13 protein-coding genes are annotated in these 12107 nt (G+C 69.0%); 7 read left to right on the forward strand and 6 right to left on the reverse strand.

What is annotated here, in order from left to right; genetic code table 11:
• Nucleotides 1-97: DUF6429 family protein (locus VQ042_RS25995; protein ID WP_442880073.1), on the reverse strand; the 97-nt coding region annotated here is incomplete at its 3' end.
• A 209-nt stretch (nucleotides 98-306) separates the two neighbouring features.
• Between VQ042_RS25995 and VQ042_RS11870 the strand changes: the two genes are divergently transcribed.
• A complete protein-coding gene (locus VQ042_RS11870) occupies nucleotides 307-744 on the forward strand; it encodes a response regulator (protein ID WP_331819452.1) in 438 nt (145 codons plus the stop codon).
• Between the two features lie 41 nt (nucleotides 745-785).
• Here the strand turns inward: VQ042_RS11870 and VQ042_RS11875 are convergent, their stop codons facing one another.
• Together VQ042_RS11875 and VQ042_RS11880 are read right to left on the reverse strand one after the other, a co-directional pair.
• A complete protein-coding gene (locus VQ042_RS11875; protein ID WP_331819454.1) occupies nucleotides 786-1883 on the reverse strand; it encodes a quinone-dependent dihydroorotate dehydrogenase in 1098 nt (365 codons plus the stop codon).
• Nucleotides 1880-2227, reverse strand: coding sequence for a DUF952 domain-containing protein (locus VQ042_RS11880; RefSeq protein WP_331819456.1), 348 nt, complete (start codon nucleotides 2225-2227; stop codon nucleotides 1880-1882). The genes VQ042_RS11875 and VQ042_RS11880 overlap by 4 nt, the downstream gene beginning before the upstream one ends.
• Nucleotides 2228-2391: 164 nt before the next feature.
• Here VQ042_RS11880 and VQ042_RS11885 point away from each other — a divergent pair, with 164 nt between their 5' ends.
• Nucleotides 2392-2841 (forward strand): hypothetical protein, encoded by a 450-nt coding sequence (locus tag VQ042_RS11885; protein ID WP_331819458.1) that lies wholly within the window; start codon nucleotides 2392-2394, stop codon nucleotides 2839-2841.
• 32 nt (nucleotides 2842-2873) lie between these two features.
• Here VQ042_RS11885 and VQ042_RS11890 read toward each other — a convergent pair whose 3' ends face one another.
• A complete protein-coding gene (locus VQ042_RS11890) occupies nucleotides 2874-3854 on the reverse strand; it encodes an alpha/beta hydrolase (RefSeq protein ID WP_331819460.1) in 981 nt (326 codons plus the stop codon).
• A 110-nt stretch (nucleotides 3855-3964) separates the two neighbouring features.
• Between VQ042_RS11890 and VQ042_RS11895 the strand changes: the two genes are divergently transcribed.
• Nucleotides 3965-4387: a secondary thiamine-phosphate synthase enzyme YjbQ gene (locus tag VQ042_RS11895; protein ID WP_331819462.1), complete on the forward strand. Its 423-nt coding sequence runs from the start codon at nucleotides 3965-3967 to the stop codon at nucleotides 4385-4387.
• A gap of 117 nt (nucleotides 4388-4504) precedes the next feature.
• Entirely contained in the window at nucleotides 4505-5161 is a 657-nt protein-coding gene (locus VQ042_RS11900) for a response regulator transcription factor (RefSeq protein WP_331819464.1), read from the forward strand.
• 36 nt (nucleotides 5162-5197) lie between these two features.
• On the opposite strand, the gene VQ042_RS11905 is transcribed toward VQ042_RS11900, so the two are convergent.
• Nucleotides 5198-8671, reverse strand: a complete 3474-nt coding sequence (locus VQ042_RS11905) for an ATP-binding protein (RefSeq protein WP_331819466.1) — start codon at nucleotides 8669-8671, stop codon at nucleotides 5198-5200.
• 236 nt (nucleotides 8672-8907) lie between these two features.
• Here VQ042_RS11905 and mscL point away from each other — a divergent pair, with 236 nt between their 5' ends.
• The 3 genes from mscL to VQ042_RS11920 all read left to right on the forward strand — a co-directional run bounded on the left by mscL (nucleotide 8908) and on the right by VQ042_RS11920 (nucleotide 11741).
• A complete protein-coding gene (mscL, locus tag VQ042_RS11910) occupies nucleotides 8908-9345 on the forward strand; it encodes a large conductance mechanosensitive channel protein MscL (protein ID WP_331819468.1) in 438 nt (145 codons plus the stop codon).
• A 129-nt stretch (nucleotides 9346-9474) separates the two neighbouring features.
• On the forward strand, nucleotides 9475-10644 hold the full coding sequence (locus tag VQ042_RS11915; RefSeq protein ID WP_331819470.1) for a pyridoxal phosphate-dependent aminotransferase: 1170 nt from the start codon (nucleotides 9475-9477) through the stop codon (nucleotides 10642-10644).
• On the forward strand, nucleotides 10641-11741 hold the full coding sequence (locus VQ042_RS11920) for an AbrB family transcriptional regulator (protein WP_331819471.1): 1101 nt from the start codon (nucleotides 10641-10643) through the stop codon (nucleotides 11739-11741). Before VQ042_RS11915 ends, VQ042_RS11920 begins: the two co-directional genes overlap by 4 nt.
• Here the strand turns inward: VQ042_RS11920 and VQ042_RS11925 are convergent.
• Nucleotides 11709-12086, reverse strand: a complete 378-nt coding sequence (locus tag VQ042_RS11925; protein WP_331819473.1) for a cupin domain-containing protein — start codon at nucleotides 12084-12086, stop codon at nucleotides 11709-11711. The two genes, VQ042_RS11920 and VQ042_RS11925, sit on opposite strands and share 33 nt — an antisense overlap.
• Nucleotides 12087-12107 lie beyond the last annotated feature (21 nt).

The raw sequence follows: 12107 nt of genomic DNA on the forward strand, positions 1-12107 counted from the left end.
CCCAGTCAAAACTCTTCCAGGCACGCCGATTGCCGTGCAGCGTCAACCACAAAAGTGCCAGGACAGCATCATCGATCTTGTCGTTATCGATCTCCACGCGGTCAGGATAACACCGCAAAACGAGACCGCCGCGGCTCACACCGGATGGATACGATCGCGCGGGGTTCAATCGGGCGGTCGCTGGTCACGCGCCTGTCGCGCCAGATCGGTGCCGAGACCGATTGGAACGGCGCGGCGTCCGGCACCCATGTATCCATTCGCTTTCCGCTGTCCCGGCGGTTGGACGAGGCAGGAGTCACCTGAATCATGGCCTCGTTCACATTCCTGATCGTCGAGGACGAAGCGCTGCTCGCCATGGACATGGAGGCCATGATCGAGGATGCCGGCTACGAGGTGGCGGGCGAATGCGCCTCGTTGCGCGAGGTCCAGGCCCTGTCGCGGCAATTGGTGCCCAACGTCGCCTTCGTCGACCTGCATCTGGCCGAAGGCTCGAGTGGCATCGATGTCTGCGCCCATATCCGCGCCATGTGGCCCGATACGCTGGTGGTGTTCGTGACCGGCAATCCGCGCAAGCTGCCGGAGGACTTTGCCGGCGGCCATGGCGTCCTGCCCAAGCCCTTCGTGCGCCAGGACGTCCTGCGGATCATGCAGTACCTGCAGGAGGGCATCAACAACCCGCCGCCCCATTCCAAGCCGCCGGCAAGCTTCCATGCCGCGCCGTCACTGTTGTCGGCCTGGGCCTGAGCGCGGCCGGCGCTTGCGGCAGATAGCCCGCTGACGCCGTATCAGTCGGGGGGCGGAGAGGCGAGGATCTCGTCGATGCCGCGGTCGCGCAGGTCGCGCAGATGATCGATGCCCGACCGGTCCAGATAGCGCAGCATGCCCGCGAGGATCCGGCTCGGCAGATCCGGTCCGTGATAGACCAGCGCCGTGTAGAGTTGCAGGAGGTCCGCGCCCGCCTCGATCCGGCGGATCGCCTGCGCGGTGCTGTCGATGCCGCCGACGCCGATCAGCGGTATGTCCGGACCGAGCGCCCGGCGGAACCGCGCCAGGACATAGGTCGCGCGGTCGGCGAGTGGCGGCCCCGACAGGCCGCCCGCCTCCGTGGCGTCCGGCAGTCCGGTGACGCCGACCCGTGACAGGGTCGTGTTGGAGACGATCATGCCGTCGACGCCGCGCCGCGTCACCTCGCCGGCGATCTCGTCGATCTGCGCGTTCGACAGGTCCGGCGCCACCTTCAGGAACAGCGGCGTCTTCGCCATGCCGGACAGCGCGGCATAGCCGTCGCGGGCCGCGACCGCCGAACGCAGCAGCCGGTCGAGTTCCGAACCGCCCTGCAGCGCGCGAAGACCCGGCGTGTTCGGCGAGGAGACGTTGATCGTCAGGTAGCTGGCCACCGGCGCGAAGACGTTGATGCCCTCGACATAATCGGCGACGCGGTCGATCGCGTCCTTGTTGGCGCCGACATTGACCCCGACGATGCCCGGCTTGCGGGTCCGCGCGGCCAGGCGTTCGAAGGCTTCGGCATGACCCTGGTTGTTGAAGCCGAGGCGGTTGATGATCGCTTCGGCCTGGGTGATGCGGAAGACGCGGGGCCTGGGGCTGCCCTCCTGCGGCTGCGGCGTGATCGTGCCGACTTCGGCAAAGCCGAAGCCGAGCCGCAGCGCGGCATCGGGCACCTCTGCGTTCTTGTCGTATCCCGCCCCCAGCCCGAGCGGATTGGGAAATCCGAGGCCGGCGACCTGACAGCGCAGGCGGTTGTCGACGGGCACGTCCGTTCGCGGCACCAGGCCACTCTTGAGCGCGGCGATCGACAGCCCGTGGCTGCGCTCGGGATCGAGACGGAAGATGGCCGGACGCGCCAGCCGGTAGAGATGCTTCACCTGACGGTGCCGGGGAACTGGTGGTTGCCGTCGGCGCCGAGCGGCAGATCCTCGACCCACAGCACTGCATCCAGCGGCAGCGGGCCGTAGAGATGGGGAAACAGCGCGCCGCCGCGCGACGGCTCGAAGCGCAGCGCGTCACCGAGCCGGGTGGGATCGACGGCGATCAGGACGAGGTCGTCCTGGCGGGCGAAATGCCGGGACGCGGTCTCGCGTGCCTGGGCTCCGGTCGAGAAATGGATGTAGCCATCCACCTCGTCCACCGGCGCGCCATCGAAGCGCCCACGGGCCTCAGCGGCCTGCCACAGCGCCCGCGGCGCGATCTTGTAAATCGGCTTGTTCATGTCCAATCGGTTGCCAGAGGTGCGGGCAAAGGTCAATCGGAGGAATGCGCCGCCATCAGGCGGACACGCGGGCGGCCTATTGCTCGCAGCCACATGCGATGAGCCCGACGCCGGCCGGCAGACACCGGAGGTGCCGGTCCGCCGCCATCCAGAGGGAGCCCACCATGGTCCGACATGTCCTGACGATCCTTGCCGCATCCGCCGCGCTGCTGGCGCCCGCGGCGGCCCAGTCGCTGCTCGATACGTCCGGCGGGCGCTACGAGATGCAGCCTGTCGAGGGCGGTATCGCCCGGCTCGACACGGTTTCCGGCAATGTCGAGTTCTGCCGGGTCGCGGACGATGCGATCGTGTGCACCGGCTCGCGCGTAGACGACCCCGAGGCCGATGACCTGGCCGGCCGGATCAGCGACCTGGAAGCGCGGGTCGAGGAACTGGAAGACGGCCGCCGGGCCCTGCTCGACAGCGACGGCGCCGACCGTGCCGTGGACCAGATACAGAAGCTGTTCCGCGGCTTCGCCGACATCGTCAGGGAACTCGACGACGACATTCGCGGCGACGACCGGGCGCAACCGGATGGCAGTGCGACCGGCGAGGACGTGCCCGGCCGGACCTGACGCGCGGCGGGCACGCCCTGCTGGGCGGGACCCTAAGCCGGGATGTCGATGCGCCGCCGCAGATAGGCTTCCATCGTGTCGAGGGAGCGCTCGCCTGCGGCGGAGGGGAAGGTTTCGAAGACGTGGCAGCCGCCGTTGGTCAGCGACAGCTGCGCCTCGATCCCTTGCGCCATCCAGCGCATCGCCATGAACAGCGTGTCGTCGAGGAGGAGGTCGCGCGTCCCGCAACTGAACAGGGCCGGCGGCAGGCCGGTCAGGTCCGCATAGAGCGGCGACACGGCCGGATCCTTCAGCGACTGGCTTTCCGGCACGAAGCGCATCACGAATTCCATGATGTCGTCGGTGTTGAGGACGAGCCGCTCCTTGCCCCAGTTGCGCACGCTGGGGGTGAGCGACAGGTCGTAGCAGCCGGCAACGAGATTGGCCGCCCGGAACGGCGTCATGCCATATTCGTCGCGCACCCGCAGCATCGTCAGGACGGCCAGATGCGCGCCGGCCGATTCGCCGCCGATCGCCAGATAGCCGCGTGGCAGGTTCATGTAGCCGTTGGCCAGGGCCACGGCGATGTCGGTGCAGTCGTGCAGGGCGGCGGGATGGGGAAATTCCGGCGCCAGCCGGTATTCGACGGAGGCGACGGTCAGGCCGGTATTGTCCGCCATCCGGCGCAGCCGCCCGTCGGACTCGTCGGCGCCGCCATAGACCCAGCCGCCGCCATGGATGTGCAGGAAGGTGCCGCGGGTCTGGCCGTCGCGCGGCCGGAACACCCGGACCGGGATCTCGCGCCCGGCCGCGCCGATATGGATGATCTCCTCGGCATTCTTCTCCCGCGGCCCGATCGGCAGGATGCCGCGGCCTTCGCGGCGGGCCTTGCGGACCGTCTCTACCGGCAGCGACCAGGGATCGGGCAGGGCCTTCTGGTCGGCGATGATCTTGCGGTTCAGGGCGACCAGTTCCGGGTCGGCCTGGTCGGGATCGAAAACCGAGGGGTCTATGGTCAGTCGCGATTTGGTCATTGCCGTTTCCCTGTTTGCGCGGGAGAAGCTAGGACGAAGCGTCGGCGGGTGTAGGGCGGACAGCGCCACTCCCCGCATATGGCGCATGAGTCGGGACGAGCGGAGGGCCTATGGACCAGCATATCGAGACCCTTCGCATTTCCACCAATGGCCGCTCGATGACCGACGTCAGCGCCGCCATCGGGCAGCGGCTGGCGGCGGCGGGCGTCGGCGACGGGCTGCTGACGGTGTTCATCCGCCATACCTCGGCCTCGCTGACCATTCAGGAGAACGCCGATCCCGACGTCCAGCACGATCTTCTGAACGCGCTCGACCGGCTGGCGCCCGCGGACGGGCCTTATGTCCACACCATGGAGGGGCCGGACGACATGCCGGCCCACATCAAGACGGTGCTGACCGGCACCAGCGTGGCCGTCCCGGTCTCCGGCGGCCGCATGATGCTCGGCACATGGCAGGGCATCTATGTCGTCGAGCATCGGGCGCGGCCGCATTCGCGCGAGATCGTCCTGCACTTTTCCGGTACGCTCGCATGACGCCGAAACCGGCCGCGGCTTGATCCGGCCGGGCATGCGGGCCAAGAAGGGCCGCGACGAGGTGGGAGCGCGTCGCTGCCGGCATCCGATCGAAGCCGCTTGGGGGAGAACAGGGGCATGAGCTACGTCTTCATCGTGGCCGACGACCATCCGCTGTTTCGCGGCGCGCTGCGGGAGATCCTGACGTCGCTGCCGGAGACTGCGGAGATCGTCGAGGCGGCGGATTTCGACCAGGCCGCCGCGGCGCTGGCCGCCAATCCCGAGGCCGACCTGATGCTGCTCGACCTCAACATGCCGGGGACCAGCGGCCTGTCGGGCATGGCGCTGCTGCGCGCCGACCATCCCTCGGTGCCCATCGCCATCGTCTCGGGCAGCGAGGACGCGCCGATCGTGGCGCGGGCCCTCGATCTCGGCGCCTCCGGCTTCATCCCCAAATCCTCGGGCTTTGCGGAAATGCGCGAGGCGATCTTGGCGCTGCTGGCCGGCGAGGTCTTCCTGCCGCCGGACATCTCGCTGGAATCGGAACGCGACCCGGAAGTCACCGAGCTGATCCAGCGCATCCGCACCCTGACGCCGCAGCAGACGCGGGTGCTGACGATGCTGGGGCGCGGGCTTCTGAACAAGCAGATCGCCTACGAGCTCGGCATATCCGAAGCCACGATCAAGGCACATGTCTCCGCCGTGCTCTTGAAGCTCGGCGTCGACAGCCGCACCCAGGCCGTCATCCGCCTGTCGCGGCTCGGCATCGACCTGGAAAGCGGCTTCGCCGCCTGACGACACCCCGTCATACGGCCGGCCGGCGCCGGCTGCCTATTCCGCCGCTTCCCGGCGTCCGTGCTTGCGGCCCATGGCGGCGCGCAGGGAGGCCGGCTTCAGCGGCTTGGTCAGGATGTCCACTTCCATGCCGGCGGCCTGTTCGCGCAGGCTGGGCGAGCGGTCGGCGGTGACCAGGATCACCGGCAGGTCCGGACCGAAGACCCGGCGCAGCGCCGTGACGGCCTCCAGGCCGGTGCCCTCGTCGAGATGATAGTCCACCAGGGCGATGTCGGGCACCAGGCCGCGTTGTCGGAGATCGCGAATCGCTTCCGCCGCCGACGCATGGGCCTCGACCTCGCACCCCCAGCCGGCCAGGAGCACTCGCATCCCTTCCCGGATCGCCACTTCGTTGTCGATGCACAGGACCCGCGTGCCGGCCAGCGCCAGCCCGGCCCGTGCCGGCAGCAGCGACGTCTGGGGCGCGGCGACCGGCGTGATGTCGGACACCGGCAACGTGACCCGGAAGCGGGTGCCGCGGCCATGTTCCGACGTCGCCTCGATGGGGTGGTCCAGCACGCGGGCGATGCGATCGACGATCGACAGGCCAAGGCCCAGCCCGCGGGCGGTGCGGCTGCCTTCGTCGAGGCGCACGAATTCGTGGTAGATCGCCTCGAGCTTGTCGGCGGGGATGCCGATGCCACTGTCTGCGACCTCGACGTCGATCAGCCCGCCGCTGCGATGGCGCACGCCCACCACCACCTTGCCGGCGCGGGTATATTTGATGGCGTTGGACACGAGATTCTGGATCAGCCGGCGCAGGAGATTGCGGTCCGAGCGCACGGAGATGCCGGTGCGCACGAAGCGCAGCGCGATGCCCTTCTCGTCGGCCAGCGGCTTCATGTCGGTCTCGATCTGGCGCAGGAGCCGGTCGAGCGGGAAATCCTCGACCTTGGCGTGCATGCCGCCGGCTTCCAGCCGCGAGATGTCGAGGACGGCGCCGATGATCGCCTCGACGGCTTCCAGCGACGAGCCGATATTGCTGGCGATCTCGGTCTCCGCCCCGCCCAGATTGCGCTCCTCCAGCGCGGCGGCATAGAGCCTTGCGGCGTTGAGCGGCTGCAGGATGTCGTGGCCTGCGGCGGCCAGGAAGCGCGTCTTGCCGAGATTGGCCGCATCGGCCGCCTGCCGCGCCTTGCCGAGTTCCTCGTTCGCCGTGGTCAGTTCGCCGGTGCGCATGCGCACGCGCTCTTCCAGCGTCTCGTTCATCTCGCGCAGGGCCGCGGCGCGGCGTACCCGCTCGGTCATGTCCGAGACCGTGGCGACGAGGCCGCCTTCGGGCATCCTGTTGGAGCGGAATTCCAGCACCCGGCCGGAGCGGCGCAGGCTGATCTGGCGCAGGGCAGGCGGGCGCGTCAGGACCTCGAAGCTGAGGTCGTATTCCGACCGGTCGATCTCGCCCGCCGCGATCAGCTCGTCGAACACGACGGTCATCGGCGTGCCGATCTGGCCGAACTCCATGGACAGGCCGACGAGGTCGCGGAACTGGCGGTTCCAGAAGGTCAGTCGGTAGTCGGCGTCGAAGATGGCCAGGCCCTGGTCGACCTGTTCGAGCGCGATCCGCAACAGGTCGCGATTGTACTGCAGTGCCTCCGATGCGTCGTCGAGCAGCTGCAGGGCCGAGCGGCTGGAATCGGCGTGTCGCTGGAACAGGAGGGACAGGACGAGCCGCGAGGAGGCCGAGCCGATGGCCGCGGCCAGCAGCTGTTCGGAAAACCGGATGGTCTCGGGATCGGCGGTGTCCTCTTCGTCGATGGTGCGATTCTCGGCCTCGGCAAAGCTGCGGAACGAGCGCTCGGTGCGGTCGGAACCGAGATAGCGGGCGATGGTCGCCTTCAGTTCGCGAATGCTGACCCCGGCGCGGGTGCGGCGCAGGCCGGCCGCGGGGCCGACGTCGCTGGAGGCGAAGATCGCCGCCTGGATCCGCTCCAGCGGCGTCGCCTTGCGGCTGAGCGAGCCGACGACGAGGAAGAAGACGTTGGCCGACAGGCTGACGATGCAGCCATACAGCAGCGGATCGATGAGCGGCGCGGCGGCCGGGTCGATGCCGGCGGTGACGGCCGTCGCGTCGATCGCCTGGCCGCGCAGCAGCGCCGGCATCAGCAGCGTCCAGGCCCAGCCGACGATGCCGGCGACGAGGCCTGCCATGGCGCCGCGGGCATTGGCGCCTTTCCAGTAGAGGCCGGCGATGAACGGCGGCGCGAGCTGGGCGATGGCGGCGAAGGACAACAGGCCGATCGAGGCGAGACCGCTGCCGGCGCCCGCGAAGCGGTAATATCCGTAGCCGAGGAACACCACGACGAAGATCGCCGAGCGCCGGACGTTGAGGATCAGCCGTGTCTCGTCGCGCCTGGCATCGACCTCGTGGTCCCGCCGCTTCAGCAGCCACGGCAGGACGAGATCGTTGGAGATCATGATCGACAGCGCGACGCTGGCGACGATCACCATGGCAGTGGCGGCCGAGAGCCCGCCTATAAAGGCCACCAGCGACAGCGCGTCCTGCCCCTGGGAGAGCGGCAGCGATAGGACGTAGAGATCGGCGTCGACGCTGGGGCCGAGGGTGATCAGGCCGGCGACGGCGATCGGCACGACGAAGAGGTTGATGACGACCAGATAAAGGGGAAACAGCCAGCGGGCGCGGCGGATCTCGTGGCGCGTGCGGTTCTCGACCACGGTCATGTGGAACTGCCGCGGCAACAAGAGGATGACCAGTGCGCTGAGGCCGAGGGAGGCGATGAAATGGCCGCCGATGCTGCCCTCGAAGGACGCCACCACCCGCGGACTGGCCAGGGCTGCGCGCCAGAGTTCGCCTGGTTCGAAGAGCACGAAGGTGGCCCACAGGCCGACCGCAAGGAAGGCCGCAAGCTTGACCAGGGATTCCATGGCGACGGCCAGGACGAGGCCGTCCTGGTGCTCGGTCGCGTCGGCGTGGCGCGTGCCGAACAGCACCGCGAAGATGCCGAGCACGGTGGCCACGAGCAGCGCCAGGTCGCTGAACAGCGGCGGCATCTCCAGCGTCGCCCGGTAATGCGCGACGAGGCTGGCGACGCTGGTGGAGATCGCCTTGAGCTGCAGCGCGATGTAGGGGACCGTGCCGACGATGGCGATCACCGTCGCCAGCGCGGCGACCGACGGGTTCTTGCCGTAGCGCGAGCCGATGAAGTCGGCGACGGTGGTGATGCGCTCGGCCTTGGCGTGGCGGATCAGCCGCTCGATGAAGCCCGGCGCGAAGACGAAGACGAGGATCGGCCCGAGATAGATCGCCAGGAAGGACAGCCCGTCGCGCGCCGCCACGCCGACCGAGCCGAAGAAGGTCCAGGAGGTGCAGTAGACGGCCAGGCTGAGGGCGTAGACGCCGGGGCGGCTGATCCGCGCGCGCCCGGTCGCCGCCCGGCGGTCGCCCCACCAGGCCACGGCGAACAGCAGCAACAGATAGGCGATCGCCGTGAAGACGATGATCCCGCTATGCAATTCTCATCCTCCCGGCGGCCTGATCGGGACGGGACGGCGCCCGCCCAGAGACTGTGCCGGGCATGGCCGCCAGCCCCCGTCACGGGCCGCGCCTCGGCGAACAGAACCATCGACGCCCGCACAAGTCCAGTTGCCGGCGGCATCCCGGCGCCGCATGCACTCTGGCGGCCCGGCGCGCGATCGTGCACATACGTCGCCCCTGCAGGTCTGTTGCCTAAGTTCGAAGGACTGGTTTGATGCTCAAGGAATTCAAGGAATTCGCCCTCAAGGGCAACATGGTCGATCTGGCGATCGGCATCATCATCGGCGCGGCGTTCTCGGGCCTCGTCAATTCGGTGGTCAAGGATCTGTTCATGCCGGTCGTGGCGACGATCTCCGGCAATGTCGACTTCACCAACAAGTTCGTCGGCCTCGACCCGGCCGTCACGGCGACCAGCCTGGATGCGGCGCGCGAACAGGGGCCGGTGCTGGCCTATGGCCAGTTTCTGACGCTGTCGATCAACTTCCTGATCGTCGCCTTCATCCTGTTCCTGGTGGTGAAGGGCATGAACCGCCTGAAGCGCAGGGAAGAGGCCAAGCCGCCGGAAGTGTCCGAAGTGCCGCGCAACGAGAAGCTGCTCGAGGAGATCCGCGACCTGCTCGCCAGCGCCTCGAACCGCGAAACGCGGGTCTGACCCCGCGGCACCGATCGACACGGCCCGCCGTCGCGCATGGCGGGCTTGCATTTTTCGGACCGAAGCGCGATGCCGGACCCGGCGCATTCGACGCCGGTCTCCGTTCGACGATCCCCGGAAGGCACCTTGATGAGCGACAGATTTCGGCTCAGCCGCGAAGCTGCGGAAGCGCCCGCGAGCGGCATCGTCGCGGTCATCGACTATGCCCGCGGCCATGAGGGGGTGATCCCGCTCTGGGCCGGCGAGGGCGACCTGCCGACGCCGGGCTTCATCGCCGATGCCGTCACCGAAAGCCTGAAGGCCGGCGAGACCTTCTATACCTATCAGCGCGGTCTGCCCGAACTGCGCCAGGCATTGAGCGACTACACGGCCCGGCTCTACGGCGTCGAATCCTCCCCCGAGCGCTTCTTCGTCACCGGTTCGGGCATGCAGGCCATCCAGATCTCGATCGCCGCAAGTGCCTCGCCCGGCGACGAGTTGATCTATTTCGGCCCGGCCTGGCCCAATTTTGCCGCAGCCTGCGGCGTGCGGGGCGCGGTGCCCCGCGAGGTGGCGCTCGACTGGACGGAAGCCGGCTGGCAGCTCGACCTCGACAAGGTCGCGGCCGCGATCGGTCCGAAGACCCGCACGATCTTCGTCAACACGCCGGCCAATCCGACCGGCTGGACGGCCGACCACGCGACGCTGACGGCGCTGCTCGCATTGGCCCGCAAGCACGGCCTGACCATCATCGCCGACGAGATCTACAGCCGCTTCTACTACGCCGCCGAGCGCGCGCCGTCCTTCCACGACGTCATGGAGCCGGACGACGCCATCCTCTTCGTCAATTCCTTTTCCAAGAACTGGGCGATGACCGGCTGGCGGGTCGGCTGGATCGAGACCAGCCCGGCCATCGGCAACGTCCTGGCCAACCTCACCCAGTATTCGACCTCGGGCGTGGCGCCGTTCATGCAGCGCGGCGCGATCGCGGCGATCGGGCAGGGCGAATCCTTCGTGGCCATGCAGGTGGAACGCGCCCACAAGGCGCGCGACATCTTCACCGAGCGGCTGGCGGCGACCAACCGGGTCGCCATCGTGCAGCCGGCGGGCGCCTTCTATTCGTTCTTCGCCATCGACGGCATCGCCGAGACCCGCCAGACCGCCTTCCGCATCGTCGACGAGGCGAAGGTCGGGTTGGCGCCCGGCACGGCCTTCGGCCCGGTCTCGCCCGCCTCCTTCCGGGCCTGCTTCCATCGCCGCCTCGACGAGGTGGAAATGGCCGCGGACCGGCTGGCGGACTGGATCGGCCGCACGGTGTGACGAAGCTCGACATGCGCCGGACCGGCAATCTGGCCGCCACGCTGGGCCTGGCGGCCCTCGGCGGCCTGCTGGCCGCGGCGCTCGGCCTGCCGGTCGCCTGGCTGCTCGGTCCGGTTCTGGCCGTCTCCGCCGCGAGCGTTGCCGGCCTCGATACGCGCCTGCCGCAGGTCCTCAGGACGGTGGCCTTCTTCGTCCTGGGCGTCCAGGCCGGATCCGGCGTCACTCCGGCCGTGCTCGATCAGATGGCGATCTGGCCGCTGTCCTTCGCCGTGCAGATGCTCGGCGTGCTGGTGGTCATCATCGTGACCCACGCCTTTCTGCGCCGGGGCCTCGGCTGGGACCGGGACACGGCGCTGTTTGCCTCGCTGCCCGGCGCGCTATCCTTCGTGCTGGCGGCGGCCTCGGAAACGCGGGCCGACCTGCCGCGCGTGACCATCGTCCAGAGCGTGCGGCTGCTCTTCCTGATCGGCGCGCTGACGCCGGCCCTGGGCTGGTTCGAGGGCGGCGAGGACGTTGTGGCCGCGTCGCGCGGCACCGACGGCCCGCTGTCGGAATATCTGCTGCTGCTGCTGGTGTGCATCGGCGCGGCGGCGCTCGGCCACCTGGGTCGGTTGCCCGGCGGCATGATGCTGGGCGCGCTGATCGGCAGCGCCATCATGCATGTGGGCGAGTTCGCCACCGTCGCCATTCCGCCCTTCCTGGCGGTCCCGAGCCTGATCCTTCTGGGCGCGCTGATCGGATCGCGGCTGCAGGGGCTCGACCGGAAGGGGATCGCCGCGCTGCTGCCGGCGGCCATCGGCTCCTTTGCCATCGGCATGGTGATCTCGGCGATCTCGGCGGCCGTCGCGGTGCTGATGCTGGGGATCGCCATCGGCAAGGTGGCGCTGGCTTATGCGCCGGGCGCCCTGGAGGCGCTGACGGTGCTCGCCTTCCAGTTCGACGTCGACCCCGCCTATGTCGCGGCCCATCACGTCGTGCGCTTCGTCTGCATCGCGCTGGCCGTGCCGCTGCTGGCCCGGCACATCGCGCGGCCGGGCGACACCGTGGCGGTGCCGCCGGAGACATCAGGCGTCGATGGAGGCGAAGACCGACGGTGACGGGGCGGGCGCCTCGCCGCCCTCCGGTCCCCAGAAGACCACCCAGGTGACGAAGTCGTCCGACATGTCGGTGAAGCGGTGGTCCTGGCCGGCACGTACGAAGAGCGCGTCGCCGGACGCCACGTCCTCGGTCTCGCCGTCGCGCCGGAACGCCGCGCGACCGGAGACGACGATGTAGAGCTCGTCCTGCGCATGCGGGCGCTGGCGATCCTCGCCGCGCGGGGCAAAGACTTCCAGCGACATCGTGCCATGCGACATGGCCTCCGCAGCGAACACGCCGTCCGGCCATTGCTCGGTCGCGGGCAGTGGCAGCGTCTCGAGAAGCTGCGCCAGCGAGATCTTCATGAAGCGCTCCCTGCCAGGGGG

This window comes from Aurantimonas sp. A2-1-M11, from assembly GCF_036549475.1.
Classification (GTDB): domain Bacteria; phylum Pseudomonadota; class Alphaproteobacteria; order Rhizobiales; family Rhizobiaceae; genus Aurantimonas.